The 20,229-nt window shown below is 62.5% G+C and carries 12 protein-coding genes and 3 rRNA genes; 8 read left to right on the top strand and 7 right to left on the bottom strand.

Annotated features, from left to right (window positions below):
- Window positions 1-123 precede the first annotated feature (123 nt).
- Entirely contained in the window at window positions 124-2,271 is a 2,148-nt protein-coding gene (locus QF036_RS07235; RefSeq protein WP_307100509.1) for a putative bifunctional diguanylate cyclase/phosphodiesterase, read from the top strand.
- 445 nt (window positions 2,272-2,716) lie between these two features.
- Here the strand turns inward: QF036_RS07235 and QF036_RS07230 are convergent, their stop codons facing one another.
- A complete protein-coding gene (locus QF036_RS07230; RefSeq protein WP_307100507.1) occupies window positions 2,717-3,571 on the bottom strand; it encodes an SDR family NAD(P)-dependent oxidoreductase in 855 nt (284 codons plus the stop codon).
- Window positions 3,572-3,871: 300 nt separating this feature from the next.
- On the opposite strand from QF036_RS07230, the gene QF036_RS07225 reads away from it, so the two are divergent.
- Window positions 3,872-4,819 (top strand): patatin-like phospholipase family protein, encoded by a 948-nt coding sequence (locus QF036_RS07225; RefSeq protein ID WP_307100505.1) that lies wholly within the window; start codon window positions 3,872-3,874, stop codon window positions 4,817-4,819.
- Window positions 4,820-4,980: 161 nt separating this feature from the next.
- Here QF036_RS07225 and rrf read toward each other — a convergent pair.
- The 3 genes from rrf to QF036_RS07210 all read right to left on the bottom strand — a co-directional run bounded on the left by rrf (window position 4,981) and on the right by QF036_RS07210 (window position 10,427).
- Window positions 4,981-5,097: ribosomal RNA gene (gene rrf, locus QF036_RS07220) — 5S ribosomal RNA — on the bottom strand.
- Window positions 5,098-5,249: 152 nt separating this feature from the next.
- A 23S ribosomal RNA gene (locus QF036_RS07215) occupies window positions 5,250-8,376 on the bottom strand.
- A gap of 525 nt (window positions 8,377-8,901) precedes the next feature.
- Window positions 8,902-10,427, bottom strand: a 16S ribosomal RNA gene (locus tag QF036_RS07210).
- The 16S, 23S and 5S rRNA genes sit together here, the layout of an rRNA operon.
- 732 nt (window positions 10,428-11,159) lie before the next feature.
- Here QF036_RS07210 and QF036_RS07205 point away from each other — a divergent pair.
- The 5 genes from QF036_RS07205 (at window position 11,160) to QF036_RS07185 (ending at window position 17,253) form a co-directional block, all read left to right on the top strand.
- Entirely contained in the window at window positions 11,160-12,359 is a 1,200-nt protein-coding gene (locus QF036_RS07205) for an IS110 family transposase (protein ID WP_307099832.1), read from the top strand.
- Between the two features lie 211 nt (window positions 12,360-12,570).
- A complete protein-coding gene (locus QF036_RS07200; protein WP_307100504.1) occupies window positions 12,571-12,828 on the top strand; it encodes a hypothetical protein in 258 nt (85 codons plus the stop codon).
- A gap of 140 nt (window positions 12,829-12,968) precedes the next feature.
- Complete coding sequence (locus tag QF036_RS07195; RefSeq protein WP_307100502.1) at window positions 12,969-14,369, top strand: GAF domain-containing serine/threonine-protein kinase; 1,401 nt, start codon at window positions 12,969-12,971, stop codon at window positions 14,367-14,369.
- Window positions 14,370-14,533: 164 nt separating this feature from the next.
- Window positions 14,534-16,882, top strand: a complete 2,349-nt coding sequence (locus tag QF036_RS07190) for a multicopper oxidase domain-containing protein (RefSeq protein ID WP_307100500.1) — start codon at window positions 14,534-14,536, stop codon at window positions 16,880-16,882.
- Between the two features lie 188 nt (window positions 16,883-17,070).
- Window positions 17,071-17,253: a PspC domain-containing protein gene (locus tag QF036_RS07185; RefSeq protein ID WP_307100498.1), complete on the top strand. Its 183-nt coding sequence runs from the start codon at window positions 17,071-17,073 to the stop codon at window positions 17,251-17,253.
- Between the two features lie 19 nt (window positions 17,254-17,272).
- Here the strand turns inward: QF036_RS07185 and QF036_RS07180 are convergent, their stop codons facing one another.
- From QF036_RS07180 to QF036_RS07170, 3 genes are all read right to left on the bottom strand, one after another.
- The gene (locus tag QF036_RS07180; protein ID WP_307100497.1) at window positions 17,273-18,028 is read right to left on the bottom strand and encodes a ZIP family metal transporter; all 756 of its coding nucleotides are present in this window, start codon (window positions 18,026-18,028) and stop codon (window positions 17,273-17,275) included.
- 176 nt (window positions 18,029-18,204) lie between these two features.
- Window positions 18,205-19,224 (bottom strand): exonuclease domain-containing protein, encoded by a 1,020-nt coding sequence (locus tag QF036_RS07175; protein ID WP_307100495.1) that lies wholly within the window; start codon window positions 19,222-19,224, stop codon window positions 18,205-18,207.
- 182 nt (window positions 19,225-19,406) lie between these two features.
- Window positions 19,407-19,658, bottom strand: a complete 252-nt coding sequence (locus tag QF036_RS07170) for a hypothetical protein (RefSeq protein ID WP_307100494.1) — start codon at window positions 19,656-19,658, stop codon at window positions 19,407-19,409.
- A gap of 147 nt (window positions 19,659-19,805) precedes the next feature.
- Here QF036_RS07170 and QF036_RS07165 point away from each other — a divergent pair, with 147 nt between their 5' ends.
- On the top strand, window positions 19,806-20,159 hold the full coding sequence (locus tag QF036_RS07165) for a GYD domain-containing protein (RefSeq protein WP_307100492.1): 354 nt from the start codon (window positions 19,806-19,808) through the stop codon (window positions 20,157-20,159).
- Window positions 20,160-20,229 lie beyond the last annotated feature (70 nt).

Raw genomic sequence — 20,229 nt, 5'->3', positions numbered from 1 at the left:
ACGCCGGCAGGGTTCCCTGGCCGAGCTTGCGAGGTTAGGGTGCCGGTGGGGAGGGTCAGCGGTACCATCTTGGTGAGGGGGTGGACGCTCAATGAGTTTCTCGCGGTCTCACGCAACGGTGGCATGACAGCGGCTTCCCCACGTCCTGGGGAGGATCCGGCCGACAGTTCCGCTGCCCTATTCGACGCGCTGCCGGACGCGGTACTGGTGGTGGCCGGCGACGGGGTCATTGCCCGGGCCAATGCCGCCGCCGAGAGGCTCTTCGGCTACGGCAGGCCTCAGCTCGTGGGCCAGGACCACCGGATGCTCCTCGCCGAAGGCTACCGCGGCGGTTTCGACCGACTCTTCGCCAGCCTGCGCAGCGGGTCCGGAGACAGCGCCGCCGCACAGACCCCTTTCGAGTCCTACGGCCTGCGCAGTGATGGCACGGAGTTCCACGGCGAGGTGGCCTGCTCGCTGCTGGAGTCCGACGGCGGCCCATGCCTGGTCGCGTCGGTCCGGCCCACGTTTCACCGGCAGGAGGCCGACGCCGAGCTGCGGGAGGCGATGTCGCTGCTCAGCGCTACCCTGGAGTCCACGGCCGACGGAATCCTGGTGGTGGGCATCGACGGCAATATCGCCGGCATCAACGAGCAGTTCAGCAAGATGTGGGGTATCCCGCGCGAACTAATGGCCACAGGCGATGACGCTGCAGTGATGAATCATGTGCTTGGTCTCCTCTCGCACCCGGAAAGCTTCGTGGACAAGGTCAACGAGCTGTACGCGCACCCCACCGCGGAAAGCCACGACACCCTGGAGTTCCGCGACGGCCGTACTTTTGAGCGTTATTCACGGCCGCAGCGGGTCGGCAACGTGGTGGTGGGCAGGGTCTGGAGCTTCCGTGATGTGACGCCGCGGCGCCGGGCCCAGGAGCAGGCGCGGCAGGCGATGGCGGACCTCGCCGAGCAGGCAGAACAGCTCAGAGCCATGGCGTTCCAGGATCCGCTGACCGGCTTGGCGAACCGAAAGCTGTTCCATGACCAGCTGGCTGAAGCCCTGCACGGCGGTGGCAGTGCCGCCGTCGACGTCCTCCTTCTGGATCTTGACGACTTCAAGGAGGTCAACGACATCCTGGGCCATGCCGCAGGGGACCAGATGCTGGTGGAGGTGGCCCGCCGGCTCAGGGCATGCGTCCGGCCGGACGACACGGTGGCACGGCTGGGCGGTGACGAGTTCGTCGTGCTTCTGACCGAAGCCACAGATGCCGAGTCCATCGCGGCGCGGATCGTGCAGTCGCTCAATGTTCCGGTATGGATCGAGGGGTCCATGCTGCGGCCCAGCCTGAGCCTGGGAATCGCTTCGCTCTGTGAGGACGCGGTGGCCGCGTCGGAGCTGCTGCGGCGTGCGGACGTGGCGATGTACGCGGCCAAAGCGGCGGGCAAGAACCGGTACATGCGGTTCCAGCCGGAGATGATGACGGCCCTGGTGCAGCGGACGGACATGGAAGCGGGACTGAGGCTCGCCGTCGACAACGACCAGATCAGCGTGAGCTACCAGCCGGTTGTCTCGCCTCAGCTGGGTGAGGTGATCCAGTTCGAGGCCCTGGCACGGTGGGAGCGCGACGGGAGGAATGTCCCGCCGTCACAGTTCATTCCGACGGCGGAGCGCAGCGGACTGATCTCTGCGGTCGGCCTGCAGATGATGCGGGAAAGTTTTATCCAGCTTGGACCCTGGCTTTCAGCCGGCGCCGAGCGTTCCCTTGCGGTCAACGTGTCCGGCGTGCAGCTGCGGGACTGCGATTTCGCCGGCAGCGTGCTGGACATGGCCGAGTCCCACGGCATGGACCCCCGGCAGCTGGTGCTGGAGGTGACGGAGAGCGTGTTTTTCGATGCCGACGACCACGTGATCAGCCAGCTTGCAAGCCTGCGCAGCGCCGGCGTGCGGGTTGCGCTCGATGATTTCGGCACCGGTTACTCCTCGCTGGGCAGGCTTCAGGATCTGCCGGTGGACGCGGTGAAGATCGACCAGTCCTTCGTTTCCATGGTCCGGACAGGGGCGGAGAAGCTGCCGATCCTCAGTTCCATGATCAACATGGCCCACAGCCTTGGTCTTGGCGTCACCGCCGAGGGCATCGAAACCTCCCAGCAGGCCGCCTACCTGACGGACCTGCAGTGCGACGCCATGCAGGGTTACCTGTTCTCGGTTCCCGAATCCGAGGCCGGCCTCGAGCAGGCCATCAGCCGCTCCATCGCAGCGCTCGAGGCCCTTGAAGGTCTGCGCCTGCGCCGCTGACCCAGGCCAACCCTTCCTCACCTCTCGTCGCTTGACCCCAAACCCTCCCTCACCTTTCGCCGCCTAACCCCAAACCCTCCCTCAGCTCTCGCCGCCTAGACCGAAACCGTCCCGCGGGGCTGCGGAGGCGGCGGCCGCCGCTCAGGCAGCGCAACGTGCAGCAGAAGCCACGGCAGCCCAGGAAGCTGCCGCTGCGCAAGCGGCGGCGGACAAGGCAGCGCAGCAGGCCATAGTCGCACCGCCTGCAGCTGCCCCCTCCAACTGCGACCCGAATTACTCTGGCGCCTGCGTACCAATCGCCTCAGACGTGGACTGCGCTGGCGGAGCGGTAACGGGCCCGCCTATGTACAGGGTCCGGTGACCGTCACTGGTGCGGACATCTACGGCCTGGACAGGGACAGTGATGGCATAGGCTGCGAAGGTTGAGACCTTCGGCTGACACATGTCAGACGTTGTCCAGTTCGGGCTTCTCCAGCGGCTCGCCGGCGCTGACTAGCTCCAGGCTGCGGTCCCAGAGGCTCCTCGCCAGCCCGGCGTCGTAGGCCTGCTTGTTGGCCTTCGCCAGCGCACGCTTGACGTAGAAGGCGCCGGGCACCCAGTCCCGTCCGGGCGGGGATGTAGCGAGCCAAACGAGCGTGTCAGCGCCCTGCTCGGCCGAGATCAGGAACCGGTTGAACACGGTCTTGTAGGCATGGCGGAACCAGCTTGTGGACTCAGCAGCGAAGTTGGTCGCCACGACGCCGGGATGGAAGGCGGCCGCCGCAATGCCGTCCTTCCCGTAGCGGTTCTGCAGCTCCGCGGTAAACAGGATGTTCGCCAGCTTCGCCGTACCGTAGGCGCGGTTTGTCGAGTAGCTGCGCTCTGAGTTGAGATCCGTCAGATCCAGGCGCCCGAAACCGTTGGCAGCGCTGGAGGTATTGATGATGGTGGCACGGCTGGCGGTGAGAATATCCATCAGCTCGCTCGTGAGCAGGAACGGCGCTAGATGGTTGACCTGGAACGTCTTCTCGTGGCCGTCCACGGTCAGCTCATGGCCGCGCATGATCCCGCCGGCGTTGTTCACCAGGACATCGATTCGCGGGTACCTTTCGCGCAACGCCGCGGCCAGCTCTCGCACCTGCGCCAGCTCCGCGAAGTCGCAGACGAAGTAGTCAACGCCCAGTTCCGCACCGACCGCTGCGGTCTTCCCTGGGGAACGCCCGACGACGACGATCCAGTCGCCTGCCCGCGCCAGGTACCGCGCGGCTGCTGCACCGATGCCGTCGCTGGCGCCGGTAATCACGATGGTGCGCTGGGGCATGAGGTGTCCTTTGCTGTGATTGAGCCGCTGAACCATGAGGCGGCGTCCCACATACAACGGCGTCCTGCCAGGACATGTTCCCGGGGCAGAGGGAAAGCAGGATACTGGCTGGAATCTCATGTTGCCGATTGCGCGCCCCTTCGCCGAAGTGATAGCTTTCCGGTGATCGTGATCTATTGGCAGGAGGTGAGACCCATGAACGCAGTATCCGCAACGGGTGCTCCCCCGCAGTCCACGATCGCGCGACTGAAGTAGTCGCCACCGGGAGCACCGCCGGCAAATTCGCGAAAGGCGACTCCCATGAACACAACACCTTCTTCACCTCTGCATTTCACCTCCACGACGGTCTCCGACCGAGCGTTGGTCCTCGGTGGCGGCGGATCGACAGGCAATGCGTGGCTGATCGGCGTCATCGCCGGCCTGTCCGATTCCGGGCTGGACGTGACCACAGCCGACCTGACCATCGGAACGTCAGCCGGCTCCACGGCCGCGGCCCAGATAGCTGGCGCGACCCCCGCCGAACTGCTGGCCGCCATCCTCGCCGCCGCGCCCCAGCCCCAGCCCCGGCTCCAGCAAGGGACCGGTCCGGCCGGATCCGGCAGCGGACGCGTTCCGTCCAAGCCAGTGGCGGACCACATGGAGAGAACCAGCAAGATCATTGCCGCCGCTGAGGACGCAGCCGACATGCGCCGCAGAATGGGCGCGGCGGCACTCGACATGGATGCGGCGTCGGACACGTCCGTACAGCAGCGGTGGCGCGCAACTGTCGCCGCGCGGCTGCCCAGCCAGCACTGGCCGCAACGAAGGGTGCTCATCACAGCAGTCGATGCCCAATCCGGTGAACCGGTCGTCTTCGACCGCCAAAGCGGAGTCGACCTGGCGGACGCCGTTGCCGCTAGCTGTGCCAGTGGCTTCGCCTACGGGATCGGGGACAACCGTTATATCGACGGCGGCTACCGATCCAACGCCGAAAATGCCGATCTGGCGGCCGGATACCAGCGGGTGCTGGTGCTCTCGCCATTCGGCGGCAGAACACGGACGCCGGTGAACTGGGGCTTGCATCTCGCAACACAGGTCGACGGGCTACGCGCAGGCGGCAGCAAAGTCGAAACCATCTTCCCGGATAGCAACTCCGAGCACATGTTCGGCGCCAATGCGATGGATCTGACGCTACGTCCGCCCGCTGCCCGGGCTGGTTACAACCAGGGCAGCGCCCTAGCCGAGCAGCTCACCGAATTCTGGGGCTGACGCCGGGCGCCGGGGGGCGGGCGGTGCGACTTTTTGGACGGGTCAGGTTTTAAACGGCCAGGGCCCCGGCGGATGCGCCGGGGCCCTGGGCGGGTGTGGATGGTGGTTAAATGCGGGAGAGCCCCGACCAGTGACTGGTTGGGGCTCTCGACCTAATGGTTGTCCGGCGGTGACCTACTCTCCCACACCCTCCCGGGTGCAGTACCATCGGCGCTGTGGGTCTTAGCTTCCGGGTTCGGAATGGGACCGGGCGTTTCCCCCACGCTATGACCGCCGTAACCCTTTGACCCGGCACACACCCGCGCGGGTGTGTGTGGGAAAACAGTGGTTACAACAACAGTGGTGTTGTTATTCAATTTATTTCGGTTCGCTTCCAACGGGTTTGTTGGTTGGGAACCACATAGTGGACGCAAGCATTCTTTGTTCTTGTGTGGTGTAAGTTATCGGCCTATTAGTACCGGTCAGCTTCACGAGTCGTTAGTCCTCGCTTCCACATCCGGCCTATCAACCCAGTGGTCTGGCTGGGGGCCTCTCACACCCGGAGGTGTATGGAAATCTCATCTCGAAGCGAGCTTCCCGCTTAGATGCTTTCAGCGGTTATCCCATCCGAACGTAGCTAATCAGCGGTGCACTTGGCAGTACAACTGACACACCAGAGGTTCGTCCGTCCCGGTCCTCTCGTACTAAGGACAGCCCTTCTCAAATTTCCTGCGCGCGCAGCGGATAGGGACCGAACTGTCTCACGACGTTCTAAACCCAGCTCGCGTACCGCTTTAATGGGCGAACAGCCCAACCCTTGGGACCTACTCCAGCCCCAGGATGCGACGAGCCGACATCGAGGTGCCAAACCATGCCGTCGATATGGACTCTTGGGCAAGATCAGCCTGTTATCCCCGAGGTACCTTTTATCCGTTGAGCGACGGCCATTCCACAATGTACCGCCGGATCACTAGTCCCGACTTTCGTCCCTGCTCGAGATGTCTCTCTCACAGTCAAGCTCCCTTGTGCACTTACACTCGACACCTGATTGCCAACCAGGCTGAGGGAACCTTTGGGCGCCTCCGTTACTTTTTAGGAGGCAACCGCCCCAGTTAAACTACCCATCAGGCACTGTCCCTGACCCGGATTACGGGCCGAAGTTAGATGTCCAAAGTGACCAGAGTGGTATTTCAACGATGACTCCACCCGAACTGGCGTCCGGGCTTCAACGTCTCCCACCTATCCTACACAAGCCACTCCGAACACCAATACCAAACTATAGTAAAGGTCTCGGGGTCTTTCCGTCCTGCTGCGCGTAACGAGCATCTTTACTCGTACTGCAATTTCGCCGAGTTTATGGTTGAGACAGCGGGGAAGTCGTTACTCCATTCGTGCAGGTCGGAACTTACCCGACAAGGAATTTCGCTACCTTAGGATGGTTATAGTTACCACCGCCGTTTACTGGGGCTTAAATTCTCAGCTTCGCCGTGAGGCTAACCGGTCCTCTTAACCTTCCAGCACCGGGCAGGAGTCAGTCCGTATACATCGTCTTGCGACTTCGCACGGACCTGTGTTTTTAGTAAACAGTCGCTTCCCCCTGGTCTCTGCGGCCCCGATCCCCTCCCGGTCGCTAGTACCGTTCAAGGTTGGGGCCCCCCTTCTCCCGAAGTTACGGGGGCATTTTGCCGAGTTCCTTAACCATAATTCTCTCGATCGCCTTAGTATTCTCTACCTGATCACCTGTGTCGGTTTGGGGTACGGGCGGCTAAAACCTCGCGCCGATGCTTTTCTAGGCAGCATAGGATCACCGAATCCCCCCTTTACGGGAGTCCCGTCAGATCTCAGGCACATGAACAGCGGATTTGCCTACCGTTCGCCCTACATCCTTGGACCGGGACAACCATCGCCCGGCTCGGCTACCTTCCTGCGTCACACCTGTTAATACGCTTGCCTCCCAGGATCAGGTCCCGCGCTCCACCAAAACCCTTCACCCACAAGGGGTGTCGGGCAGGTCTCGGGCGGTTAGTATCCCCTGTTCAACATGGGCGGTTTTTCGCCGGTACGGGAATATCAACCCGTTGTCCATCGACTACGCCTGTCGGCCTCGCCTTAGGTCCCGACTTACCCAGGGCAGATTAGCTTGACCCTGGAACCCTTGATCATCCGGCGGACGGGTTTCTCACCCGTCTTTCGCTACTCATGCCTGCATTCTCACTCGTGTAGGCTCCACCGCTGGTTTACACCGCGACTTCACCGCCCACACGACGCTCCCCTACCCATCCACACTCCTGAACCACAAAGGCTTGGAAAATATGTGAATGCCACAACTTCGGCGGTGTACTTGAGCCCCGCTACATTGTCGGCGCGGAATCACTTGACCAGTGAGCTATTACGCACTCTTTTAAGGATGGCTGCTTCTAAGCCAACCTCCTGGTTGTCTTCGCAACTCCACATCCTTTCCCACTTAGCACACGCTTAGGGGCCTTAGTTGGTGGTCTGGGCTGTTTCCCTCTCGACTATGAAGCTTATCCCCCACAGTCTCACTGCTGCGCTCTCACTTACCGGCATTCGGAGTTTGGCTGACGTCAGTAACCTTGTAGGGCCCATTAGCCATCCAGTAGCTCTACCTCCGGTAAGAAACACGCAACGCTGCACCTAAATGCATTTCGGGGAGAACCAGCTATCACGAAGTTTGATTGGCCTTTCACCCCTACCCACAGCTCATCCCCTCCATTTTCAACTGAAGTGGGTTCGGTCCTCCACGACGTCTTACCGTCGCTTCAACCTGGCCATGGGTAGATCACTTCGCTTCGGGTCTAGATCACGCCACTGCAACGCCCTGTTCAGACTCGCTTTCGCTACGGCTTCCCCACACGGGTTAACCTCGCGACGTAACACTAACTCGCAGGCTCATTCTTCAAAAGGCACGCCGTCACAGCTACAAGGCTGCTCCGACGGATTGTAAGCACACGGTTTCAGGTACTGTTTCACTCCCCTCCCGGGGTACTTTTCACCTTTCCCTCACGGTACTGGTCCGCTATCGGTCATTAGGGAGTATTTAGGCTTATCAGGTGGTCCTGACAGATTCACACGGGATTTCTCGGGCCCCGTGCTACTTGGGATACTCATCAAAGGCGGTGCACAGCATTACGGTTACGGGGCTCACACCCTCTACGGCCGGCCTTTCAAGACCGTTCACCTATACCAGCACTCACACCTCCCCGGTCCGGCAGAACCAGGACAACAAGTCCCACAACCCCGCCCATGCAACGCCCGCCGGCTATCACACATGGGTCGGTTTAGCCTGATCCGCGTTCGCTCGCCACTACTAACGGAATCACTGTTGTTTTCTCTTCCTGCGGGTACTGAGATGTTTCACTTCCCCGCGTTCCCTCCACGCACCCTATGTGTTCAGATGCGGGTCACCAGATCACTCGCGCGTCTGGCGGGGTTTCCCCATTCGGACACCCTGGGATCACAGTCCGGTTATCGACTCCCCCAGGCTTATCGCAGATTCCTACGTCCTTCTTCGGCTCCTAATGCCAAGGCATCCACCGTGTGCTCTTAAAAACTTGACCACAAAAGATCAAGGAGTAATTTTCGAGAGAACCACGAAAACCAACCACACCCAACAACCACTCCCCCACAAGGGAAGCCATCATCACGCGCAGCCAGATCCAGGTTCATATTCTTGGAAATTGCTTCTTATAAAAGATGCTCGCGTCCACTATGTAGTTCTCAAACAACAACCCCGTACCACACACCCCACACACCACCCCCAAAGGAGCCAACGCGCATGATCCGTGCAGCCAGGAAACCAGAAACAAACAAAACCCGGGAAAGTCACCCTCCCCGGCCCTGTTGCCTCAGGACCCAACAGTGTGCCAAACACTAAACCGCGCATCCCCACCCGCACCGTTCCAGGACCCCCTCCAAAAAGAAGATCCGTACTAAGCACAGGAGAAAAACCCGCGGCCGCTATCCGTTGATATTCCACCCATGAGCACCCGCCGCAGAACTTGCGTCTGCGCAACGGGCCTTTACTCCTGACAACCCCACCACACCCGCATACACGGGCACAGAGGACTGTAGGTGCTCCTTAGAAAGGAGGTGATCCAGCCGCACCTTCCGGTACGGCTACCTTGTTACGACTTAGTCCCAATCGCCAGTCCCACCTTCGACGGCTCCCTCCCACAAGGGGTTAGGCCACCGGCTTCGGGTGTTACCAACTTTCGTGACTTGACGGGCGGTGTGTACAAGGCCCGGGAACGTATTCACCGCAGCGTTGCTGATCTGCGATTACTAGCGACTCCGACTTCATGGGGTCGAGTTGCAGACCCCAATCCGAACTGAGACCGGCTTTTTGGGATTAGCTCCACCTCACAGTATCGCAACCCTTTGTACCGGCCATTGTAGCATGCGTGAAGCCCAAGACATAAGGGGCATGATGATTTGACGTCGTCCCCACCTTCCTCCGAGTTGACCCCGGCAGTCTCCCATGAGTCCCCGCCATTACGCGCTGGCAACATGGAACGAGGGTTGCGCTCGTTGCGGGACTTAACCCAACATCTCACGACACGAGCTGACGACAACCATGCACCACCTGTGAACCGGCCCCAAAAGGAGAAACCACATTTCTGCGGCGGTCCGGTCCATGTCAAGCCTTGGTAAGGTTCTTCGCGTTGCATCGAATTAATCCGCATGCTCCGCCGCTTGTGCGGGCCCCCGTCAATTCCTTTGAGTTTTAGCCTTGCGGCCGTACTCCCCAGGCGGGGCACTTAATGCGTTAGCTACGGCGCGGAAAACGTGGAATGTCCCCCACACCTAGTGCCCAACGTTTACGGCATGGACTACCAGGGTATCTAATCCTGTTCGCTCCCCATGCTTTCGCTCCTCAGCGTCAGTTAATGCCCAGAGACCTGCCTTCGCCATCGGTGTTCCTCCTGATATCTGCGCATTTCACCGCTACACCAGGAATTCCAGTCTCCCCTACATCACTCTAGTCTGCCCGTACCCACCGCAGATCCGGAGTTGAGCCCCGGACTTTCACGGCAGACGCGACAAACCGCCTACGAGCTCTTTACGCCCAATAATTCCGGATAACGCTTGCGCCCTACGTATTACCGCGGCTGCTGGCACGTAGTTAGCCGGCGCTTCTTCTGCAGGTACCGTCACTTTCGCTTCTTCCCTACTGAAAGAGGTTTACAACCCGAAGGCCGTCATCCCTCACGCGGCGTCGCTGCATCAGGCTTTCGCCCATTGTGCAATATTCCCCACTGCTGCCTCCCGTAGGAGTCTGGGCCGTGTCTCAGTCCCAGTGTGGCCGGTCACCCTCTCAGGCCGGCTACCCGTCGTCGCCTTGGTGAGCCATTACCTCACCAACAAGCTGATAGGCCGCGAGTCCATCCAAAACCGCAAAAGCTTTCCACCCCCCACCATGCGATGAGGAGTCATATCCGGTATTAGACCCAGTTTCCCAGGCTTATCCCAGAGTCAAGGGCAGGTTACTCACGTGTTACTCACCCGTTCGCCACTAATCCCCGGTGCAAGCACCGGATCATCGTTCGACTTGCATGTGTTAAGCACGCCGCCAGCGTTCATCCTGAGCCAGGATCAAACTCTCCGTTGAAGTAAAACAGACACAACCAACACCCCCGGAAATAACGGGAACGAAGGCTGCACAAAATTTGAAACCAGCCAAAAACACCAGGCCACACCACGGGGGTGGGCAGCCCGGCACAATCAACCAATTCATAAAAAATCGGTATCAACAAACTTGGCACACTATTGAGTTCTCAAACAACAGACACACCCGGCACCACCCAAACCAACGTTCAGGATCGCTCCGGAGCAACTTTTCAAACTTACCCGACCCGGCGAAGCTTTGCAAATCAGCGTTTCCGCGATTCCCGCCTGCAGGAAAGGTCCCCGGCCCGCGTCCGGCACACTGTTTAGTGCGCCGTTTTTCAGGCTGTCAGAAAGGGGGTCGGTCGCTATTTTTCCGCTTCAGCGGCGGCGACTCGAAAGACTCTACACGGCCCCGGAGGCGCGTGCAAATCGTCCCCGACTCGAGGACGGGAGTCACAGAAGCGAGCCGTTCTGGACATGCTGAGCGGACAGCAAATGCTGCCCGTTACATTTATTCCGTCCCCGAGGGCCGGGGATTTGGTCGCTGGACCTGGTATGACTTTCTTGCCCTGTCATTGATGATCCGGGGGGTGTTGTCGCCAGGTTCGGAGACACGCGTTGACTGCTGATAGGGACACGGCCGGCTCCTTCCGCGGGGCCAGGTCTCTTTGTAACGTGGGTGCCAGCATCGGGTGTCGTGACTGCGGCCATAAGTGGTGCAAGGGGGCGCCGGATGGACGAAGGATACGAGGTTTACTGCGGGCTTGATGTCGGCAAGTCCGAGCATCACGCCGCCGCGTTGAACGCAGCCGGCGAACGGGTCTTCGACAAACCGCTGCCGCAGGACGAGGCCCGGCTGCGCGAGCTGTTCACCGGCCTGCAGCAGCACGGCCGGGTGCTGGTGATCGTGGACCAGCCCAACACCATCGGCGCGCTGCCGATAGCGGTGGCACGGGACTGCGGCTGCACTGTTGCCTACCTGCCCGGCCTGGCGATGCGCAAAGCTGCTGACCTGTACCCGGGAAAGTCCAAAACGGACGCGCGGGATGCGTTCATCATCGCCGAGACGGCACGTGCAATGCCGCACACGCTGCGCGCCGTTGACCGGGACAGCGAAGTGCTCGCGGCCCTGAAGGTACTCTCCGGATTCGACGCGGACCTGACCCACGAATGCACCAGGGCGATCAACCGTCTGCGGTCCCTGCTGCTGCAGATATTCCCCGCCCTGGAGCGCGTCTTCCCGGGAACAGTGCTGACCCGGCCCCTGGTGCTGGAACTGTTCATCAAATACGCCGGACCGACCGGACTGCGGGCTGCCGGGCGATCCAACGTGCTGCGCTGGGCCAGGAACCACAGCCGCAAGGACCCGGTAGACCTCATTGAAGCCATCTTTTCGGCACTGGACGAGCAGACCGTCACCGTCATCGGCACCGAAGCCGTCGAACTGGTCATCCCCCGCGTCGCAGCCCAGATCAAGGAACTCAAACACCAGCGAGCCATCGTGGCCGAAGAAGTCGAAAAGCTCCTCGATGACTTCCCTCTTTCCCAGGTCTTGATGTCCATGCCGGGAGTCGGCATCAAGACCGCAGCGACGATACTCCTGACCATCGGCGATGCCGGCACCTTCACCTCCGCCGGACACCTCGCGGCCTACGCAGGCATAGCCCCGGTGACACGACGCTCCGGCACCTCGATTCGCGGTGAATTTCCTGCCCGCTCCGGCAACAAACAACTCAAGAACGCCCTATTCAGATCCGCCTGGATCGCCAGCTGCCACCACCCGGCCTCGAAGGCCTACTACCAAAAGAAACGGGCCCAAGGAAAGAAGCACAACGCCGCCGTCATCTGCCTCGCCCGGCGCCGCTGCGACGTCATCTACTCCATGCTCAAACACGGCACCCTCTACAAGGAGAAACCAGCCCAGGCCGCTTGAACAAAAGCATAGGGACACCCCCCCCGGCCGTCGTTACCCCTTATCGAAAGTGGCGTTCTAGATGCTACTTTGCGCGTCCCCGGCTCAACTAGACAGAACAGTCTGTCTCGCATAAATTTCAGGTAGATCGCTGGCCCCTATGGGCGGAGATCCGTTTATCGCTGAAGCAGAAACGGCGGATCAATGTACATGTCCGTAGAGGAGCCCAAAAATGGACGCCACCAAGTTTGAACAATTTATCGCCGAGGCGCTGACCACGGAACGGGAAACCGACACGGTTCTCGGAACCGACGAGCTATACGGCCTTTACACCAGCTGGTGCCTGATCCATAAGTTGCAGCCAGCCGCCCCTGACTCCCTGTTTGCGGCACTCAAGGAGCGAGGCATCGATCCGGCGAACTGCGAGCTGGCCATGACCGGGCCCGCAGCCGCCGACTACATCCTGGCGAGCGCCCCCAGCCTTATCTAGGCCGAACCGCAGAAAGAGCCGATACATATCGGCTCTTTCTGCGTACCCAAAACCCTGTATCAGGCGCACACTGCTGTCACAACGCTTCAACGCACTAACAGCGCCGGCCCCCGGGGCCCGGCGGGAAATCAAGGTACCTCATGGCCGTACAACCCGGCATTGCAGAAGGCACAGTCCTCGGCGGAAGGTACCGGGTGGTGGAACAGATCGGTTCCGGCGCCATGGCCAACGTCTACCGGGCCGTCGACGACTCCCTCGAGCGCGAAGTGGCCCTTAAGGTCATCAACCGAAGCAATGCCGCTCGGGAAACAGTGCGCGACGATGACGCCGAAGTCAAAGTCCTCGCGGCCCTGAACCACCACAGCCTGATCACACTCCTTGACGCCGGCGTGGACCGGGCGGAAGGCGACCGCACGCTCATTTACCTGGTGATGGAACTCGTGGAAGGCCCGGATCTTAAGCGCCGCCTCAGCGAAGGCCCGCTCTCCTCCCGCCAAGCGGCCGAGATCGGCTACGACGTGGCCGATGCCCTCGCCTACATCCACGAAAGCGGTGTGGTTCACCGGGACGTGAAGCCCGGAAACATCCTGGTGTTTGACTACCAGCACGACACCGCGCGGATGCACGCAAAGCTGACGGATTTCGGCATCGCGCTCATGGCTGACGCGCCGGACCTGCACGACGGCGGCTTCCTCGGTACCGCGGGATACCTCAGCCCGGAGCAGGCCAAGGCCGAGCCCATCGGGCCCCCAAGTGATGTGTACTCCCTGGGCCTGGTGCTGCTTGAAAGCCTGACCGGGCAGCAAGCCTTCCCGGGTGATCCCCTGCAGAGCGCCCTCGCCCGCCTCATGGACGACCCGCATATCCCCGACCACGTTGATCCCGAGTGGCGGCTTCTCTTGGCTGCGATGACGGCGCGGAATCCGGAGGACAGGCCGTCAACCAGCGAGGTGAGCCAGGCCCTGTATGAGCTGTCCCTGAGCAGCCGCGGCAAGCACAAGGTGGATGCCGCCGTCATACCTGCAGACGAGGAAGCCCGGATGGAGGCCGTGCACAGCTACAGCATCCTCGACACTCCCCCGGACGGCGCCTTCGACAGGATCACCGCGCTGGCCGCCAGGCTCTTCTCGGTGCCTGTGGCGATCGTGTCGATCGTTGATCATGACCGGATCTGGTTCAAGTCCCACCACGGAGTGGACGTGGAGCAGATCAGCAGGGACCCCGGCCTCTGCGCGTCAGCGATCCTGCAGGACGGGCTTTGGGTGGTGGAGAACGCCCCGGAAGACCCACGTACCCTGCTCAACCCGCTGGTCGCGGGTGAGTTCGGGCTGAAGTTCTACGCCGGCGCTCCCCTCAAGACCCGGGACGGCTACAACCTCGGAACCCTGTGCATCCTGGATTTCGAGCCGCGCACCATGACCGCCGAGGACAACGCCAACCTGCGGGACCTGGCGGCGATGGTCATGGCCGACCTTGAACTGCGGCTTGAAGCAGCAGCCGGATTGAACGGCGCTCCCCAGGATTCCGCCGTCGGCAAGTAGAAGCCATACCTGCGCATGTAAGGACATGCGCTTCCCACGGTCATCCCCAAGCTTTCTATAGGCTGCGCCCACAACCATGGGGTTCTGTCTATAAGCGCAATTGGGGGCGACATGGACCCGCATTCCACCTGTACTCCCGTCCCCAGCACACTGGGAGGCCGGGCATGGCAGTCTTGGACATCCACATCAACGACGGCTTCGTTCCGATGGTGGACGGATCGCTCGTCTACCACCGTGGGTTCGGGGACCGCCGCACCGCGATCAACGATCCGAAGCCGGCGCTGGCCATAAGCCCAAGGGTTATCACCGTGAACGGGCGGGTGGTGGCCAGCCGGACCTATCCCCTGGGAGCGCCGCTACCGCCGCATGGAAGGCCCTCGCCGCTGCGGCCGGACCCTACATTCACCCGGCAGTTCCTTGCCCGGCGAGGCTACTGGGCCAGCTTCTTTCCGCCCCGGACGCTGATCGCCGAGACGGGCAGCACCATCGAAATTCTGTTGCACAACAACCTCGCGCAGCCGCATGAGATCCGGTTCCACCGTGCCGGCCCGGGCGGGGCGGATATTGGCTCCGGTCAGGTCGCTCCCGGAAAAACGAAGCTCCTGAGGTTTCCTGCGCCCTTGCCTGGAACCTACGTGTACACAGACCCCGGCAACCAGCCTGTGGAACGGATCCTTGGTCTCTACGGAGCCCTCGTGGTGATCGATCCGCGCAACGCATGGCGGCTCGCGCCCGGTGCAGCTGAATTCGAGCGGCAGTGGCTGTGGCTCTGTCACGACGTCGATTCCAACTGGGCCCGCATCGCATCGAGGGGGCAGACGGTGGATCCCCTCGCCACGCCGGCAGTGCCGAATTACTTCACCATCAATGGGTTCGCCGGCTTCCAGGCGCTGGCCGTCACCACTGACCTGGAATTCAACGAGCGGCGGCATGAGGACACGCTGGCTTCAGGCCATCCCCGAGAGACCGATGTGCGCAATTTCAGCGCCTCCCCCTCAGCCGGGGCTATCCGCACCGGTCACCTCATGCGAATGCTCAACGCCGGCATCGTGGACCATCAGCTGCATTACCACGGCAACCACGTGTGGACCGTGCGTGCCAATGGAATCGACTTTCCCCGGTCCAACGGCCGGGTGTCGCCCCAGGGCGACGTGCAGCTCCAGCAATGGGAGGACACCGTTCAGCTGCAGCCGCTGGAACGCAAGGAATCGATGCTGCCGGTCCGGCGGCCACCTGATGTGATCGACCAGGTGTGGAACACAAGGGACGAGGACTGGACGTACCCCATGCACTGCCATGCGGAACCGTCCCAGACGGCGCGCGGCGGTTTGTACCCCGGCGGCCTGGTGGCGGACTGGGTGCTGGCCGGCCAGCCCGCCCCTGTCCAAGGGACGCCGCCGACGGCCGCGGATCCGCACCACACGTTCAGGAGCCAGGTGGACTTCTCGTCGGACCAGCCCCATGAAGGCAGCCCGGAGACCGAGTTCCCGCTGAAGCCTGACGTCTTCCTCCTGATGGACTTCTTCAACCGGAAGTTCACATTTCCTGACGGTTCAGAGCATGAGATGTGGAGCTTCGAGGGCAACAAATTCGGGCGCCAGATTCCCGGAACAACGGTGAGGATGCAGGAGGGCCAACTGTTCCAGGCCACGATCAAACCAAGCAAGAGGGTCCACACCATCCACTGGCACGGCATCGAACCGGACCCGCGGAATGACGGCGTGGGCCACACCTCCTTCGAGGTTACGGGACACTACACCTACCAGTGGAGGCCCGACGTCGCAGAACGCGGCAACCCCAACCGCGGCGCGGCGGGCACCTACTTCTACCACTGCCACGTCAACACCCCGCTGCACGTTCAGATGGGCATGTTCGGGGCGATCGTGGTTGATCCCCGGCCCAACCCCGCTGCGCCGACGCCGGCCGGCACGCGGCGTCATTCGTTCGAGGGACCGCTGTATGATATCGCCACCGAAACATTCATCGCGCCCTACTCGCTTGATCCGAGGTGGCATGAACTGAACCATGCTGCCGGACTCAACGGCGAGGATGCGGGGCTCAACCGCTTCGAGCCCAAGCACTTCTTCCTCCTGGGCGGCATCATCCCAAGCCGGCCAAGGGGCGACGACAGGGTCTGGGCCGTCTCCCAGATGCGCGCCAACGTCGTGCGGAACGGCAAGTACCCGACCCTCGTGCGCATGGTCAACGTGGACTATTTCCCCACGCTTACGAAGATCACGGACTCGGCGGGCAGGCCAGCGAAAATCGCCGAGCTGATCGCCCACGACGGCCGGCCCTTCTGGACCACACCCAGCCCCACAGGACCCGCGGTTCAGCCGTCGCAGGCCGGGCAACCGCTCCTGACCGACATCATCAAGTCCGGCGCCGCCGAGAAGTTCGACTTCCTGCTGCGCCCGCCGGCTCCCGGGAGGTACACCATCAGCATCCAATTCCTGCACTGGATCACGTCCGAGGTGCTCGCCACGCGGACAGTGACAGTCACCGCAGCCTGAGCGGCCCTTCAGGACCGCTCAATTAAGCCCGACGGCGGGCGGGCGTCAGCGTCGCCGCCCGCCCGTCGTCGGGGTACTTTCGGGACCCCGATACCGGTGGTGCCCCCGCTGTCGGGGTCCAGCCACCGTTTGAAAACTGGTGCGACCAGTGCACTGACGCCGGCGGAACCGGCTGCTACTGTGGCGGCATGGAAGCAGGTATGGTTCGGCCCAGGAGTGGCAAGATGATCGCGGGCGTCTGCGCGGCGCTGGCTGCACGGTTCGGTATTTCCACGGCTCTGGTCCGCATCGGCTTTGTGCTGTTCGGCCTGTTCGGCGTCGGGGACTTGGTCTACATCGCTCTGTGGATCCTCATCCCCAAGGAGCGTTAGACCTTCCGGAAAAGGAGAACTACCCGCCGACGTGGTGGATGGTGAAGGCCGAAAGGAAGCCCACGGCAGCCACCAGGCCGGTGAGGTTGTGGTGCTCCTCGAAGGCCTCGGGGATCATCGTGTCCGCGAGCATGGCAAGGATCCCGCCTGCCGCCACGGCCGTAATGAAGGCCACCATCCCCGCGGGCGCGGTTTCCAGTGCCGTGTAGCCGACAAGTGACGCGAGCCCGCACAGCAGCGCGATCCCGCTCCACACACCGAAGACGTACTTGGCACCGCGGCCCGCCCTCTTCATGCCCGCCGTGCTGGACAGCCCCTCAGGGACGTTTGAGATGAAGACAGCGGCGAGCATCGCCGGGCTCACGGTGCCTGCCGTAACCAGTCCGACGCCGAGGACCACCGATTCCGGGATGCCGTCCAGGAGTGCTCCGACGGCGATGGCCGTGCCGCTGCCCGGGTCGTCCTTTTCGGAGGGCTGCTGGTCCTTGGAGCGCTTCCGGTGCTTGGCTCCGGAGCGGGCGAGCAATGCGTTGGCGCTGACGTAGACCACCGCGCCGGCGAGGAAGCCGAGGACCGTGGGCCAGAGGCCGCCGCCCTGCACGGCCTCGTCCACGAGTTCGAACGCGAGCGCGGAGATGAGGACGCCTGCGCCGAACGCCATGATCGAGGAGACAAGCTTCGCGGGGATGTTCCATTTCCAGGACAGTCCCGAGCCGAGAACCAGCGCCCCGCCGGCAAGAGTTCCCCAAAAGAGCGCCTGGGCCCACATGGGCATGGTTGTCCGCCTTCCCCGGCCGCGAGGCCTCGCTGAGCTTCGTTGAGCTAAGGGGACGGCATTGTTCAGTTGCGCCCGCCCCCGGTCCACGAGCATTCTCGCAGACGGGAAGTATGACGCCGTGGCGGCAGGCCGCAGATGAGGCTGGTCAGTTTCCGGGGGTCAGCTACAGCGGGTCAGGTGCCGGGCCGGAGCCGGTGCCAGCCGAGGGTGATGCTTGCCCAGATCGCCCACATGGTCGCTGTGGCTGCGGCGAGTGTCAGTGCGGCTGTGACGTTCTGGCCGGCAGCGAAGAAGCGGATGGTGAATCCGGTGAGGTAGGCGAGCCCGACGGCGGCCGCCACACCCAGCGCGAACAGCACCAGTCCCGCTGCAGTACTGAACGCGCGCTTCGGGGCACCCCGACGGGGTGTTCGGTCCGGTTCAGCGTCACCGTCTTCAACGGGCGCAACCTCCGCCCGGCTCAACTGAACCAGCTGAGGAGTCCGGTGCGGACCGGCGTCGGGCGCCACCACGGCGAGGTTGGCATCGGGCTCATCCCGTCCCCCAGGCGCAACTTCAGCTTCCGCATGTCCGGCGCCGGAAGTTTCAGCCTCCGGGTCGCCGTCGGTGCGGACGCGCCGGCCACGGCGGCGCTTGCCGACCGCCGTCGCCGGCTGTTCCCAAACCTCGGCCAGAGTGGAGAAACGCCGTGCTGCCGCAATGGCAAGCACAATCTGGGCGCAGGCCAGCGCGTGCGCCCGCGGCTCATGCCGCTCAACCGGCGGAAGGTCCAGTGCGGCGAGAACGTCGTCGAGGCGGTGCCGCGGCAGGGCCAGGTGATCCTGGGCGAGGCGCAGCGCGCAGTAGAAGTCCTTGGCCGGCAGGTCCAGGTGCTGGTGATCGGTGGCTTTCCGCATCACGGAGGCGTCGTAGGCGGCGTCGAACGCCACGAGCGGGTCCTCGCAGACGAACTGCAGTATGCCTTCGAGGGACATCTCCCAGTCGGCGGCGTTCTGGACGTCCTGTTCCGCGATCCCGTGGAGCTCCACGTTGATGGGATCAAAGTCGTCGATGCCGGGCGGCGGCTTGATGAGCCACGACGCCGTGTCCACGATGTGCCCGTCGTGCACCTTCACCAGGCCGACGGCGCACGCCGAGCCGCGGTGGCTGTTGGCCGTTTCGAAATCGATGGCCGTAAAACTGATTCCTGACATTCTTGCCTCCCCAGGGCATAGTGCGGGAGGTCTCAAGCGCCTTTGCTTGTGACCTCCCGCACATGACTTCGCCATTCTTGCAGAAGAGATGCCGGATTACATTCTCAACGGAAAATGTGACATGCGCCATCCGGGTCCCCTGGCCGAGCACGCGAGGTTAGGGTGCCGGTGGGTAGCGAAGCCTACCGCCCGGGGTTCGGGTCCACGCCCTCCGAGGCGGCCAGCCCGCCGTCGTTCTCGTCCGCCGCCGGAGTACCTGCCAGTGTGACTGGCTCATCGTGGGCCGACTGGTCCTTCAGGCGGGCTTCCTGAAGATGCTGTTCCAGCTTCACTTCCGCATCCCGGCGGCGCTGGCCAACGGTGCGCATCTGCTGGGTGGTGGGAGCCGCATGCGCGTGCAGGTGCGGCCCATGGTCCGGAAAGTAGTCGCTCATAGTTGAATCGTCCCACCGGACGGGCCGGGTGACTACCTCCCCTAACCGCGAGCACGTCAGGCCAGGAAATCCAGCCGTTGCTGGCCGCACAGCAGCCTGCCATTCTGGGTGAATCCTGCTTCCGGCAGTGAACGAAAGGACGAGACGATGCCGCTCTACCTATCCAAATTCAGCTACACACCGGACACATGGGCACGGCTGATCAACAACCCTGAGGACCGACGAAAAGCCGCCCAGGCTTACATCGAATCGGTCGGCGGGAAGCTCCACGGATTCTGGTACGCCTTCGGCAGCCACGACGGCTACAACCTTTGGGAGGCGCCCGACAACGTGTCCATGGCTGCAGTGGCACTGGCAATTAGCGGAGGCGGTGCACTGAGCTCATTCGAAACCACGGTGCTTCTGAGCGTCGAGGAATCGATGGAAGCCATGCGGCAGGCTGCGCGGATCAAGTACCAACCGCCCGGCGGCGCACAGCAGCCCGAGGTTACCGTCGATTGAGCCGATGCCCGCTGGTTGGGCCTGTCGAAAACCCCGCCCGTTGAGCCTGTCGAAACCAGTAGATCTGCGA

The sequence above is a fragment of the Arthrobacter globiformis genome (genome assembly GCF_030817195.1).
Classification (GTDB): Bacteria; Actinomycetota; Actinomycetes; order Actinomycetales; family Micrococcaceae; genus Arthrobacter; species Arthrobacter globiformis_D.
Note: the sequence above shows the minus strand (reverse complement) of the source record. Positions and strands in the feature narration are given on the sequence as shown.

What these genes read in the sequence shown, in the direction of transcription:
- QF036_RS07235 (WP_307100509.1), top strand. Translation starts at nt 124, where the DNA reads ATGACAGCGGCTTCCCCACGTCCTGGGGAGGATCCGGCCGACAGTTCC.
- QF036_RS07230 (WP_307100507.1), bottom strand. Translation starts at nt 3,571, where the DNA reads ATGCCCCAGCGCACCATCGTGATTACCGGCGCCAGCGACGGCATCGGT.
- QF036_RS07225 (WP_307100505.1), top strand. Translation starts at nt 3,872, where the DNA reads ATGAACACAACACCTTCTTCACCTCTGCATTTCACCTCCACGACGGTC.
- QF036_RS07205 (WP_307099832.1), top strand. Translation starts at nt 11,160, where the DNA reads ATGGACGAAGGATACGAGGTTTACTGCGGGCTTGATGTCGGCAAGTCC.
- QF036_RS07200 (WP_307100504.1), top strand. Translation starts at nt 12,571, where the DNA reads ATGGACGCCACCAAGTTTGAACAATTTATCGCCGAGGCGCTGACCACG.
- QF036_RS07195 (WP_307100502.1), top strand. Translation starts at nt 12,969, where the DNA reads ATGGCCGTACAACCCGGCATTGCAGAAGGCACAGTCCTCGGCGGAAGG.
- QF036_RS07190 (WP_307100500.1), top strand. Translation starts at nt 14,534, where the DNA reads ATGGCAGTCTTGGACATCCACATCAACGACGGCTTCGTTCCGATGGTG.
- QF036_RS07185 (WP_307100498.1), top strand. Translation starts at nt 17,071, where the DNA reads ATGGAAGCAGGTATGGTTCGGCCCAGGAGTGGCAAGATGATCGCGGGC.
- QF036_RS07180 (WP_307100497.1), bottom strand. Translation starts at nt 18,028, where the DNA reads ATGCCCATGTGGGCCCAGGCGCTCTTTTGGGGAACTCTTGCCGGCGGG.
- QF036_RS07175 (WP_307100495.1), bottom strand. Translation starts at nt 19,224, where the DNA reads ATGTCAGGAATCAGTTTTACGGCCATCGATTTCGAAACGGCCAACAGC.
- QF036_RS07170 (WP_307100494.1), bottom strand. Translation starts at nt 19,658, where the DNA reads ATGAGCGACTACTTTCCGGACCATGGGCCGCACCTGCACGCGCATGCG.
- QF036_RS07165 (WP_307100492.1), top strand. Translation starts at nt 19,806, where the DNA reads ATGCCGCTCTACCTATCCAAATTCAGCTACACACCGGACACATGGGCA.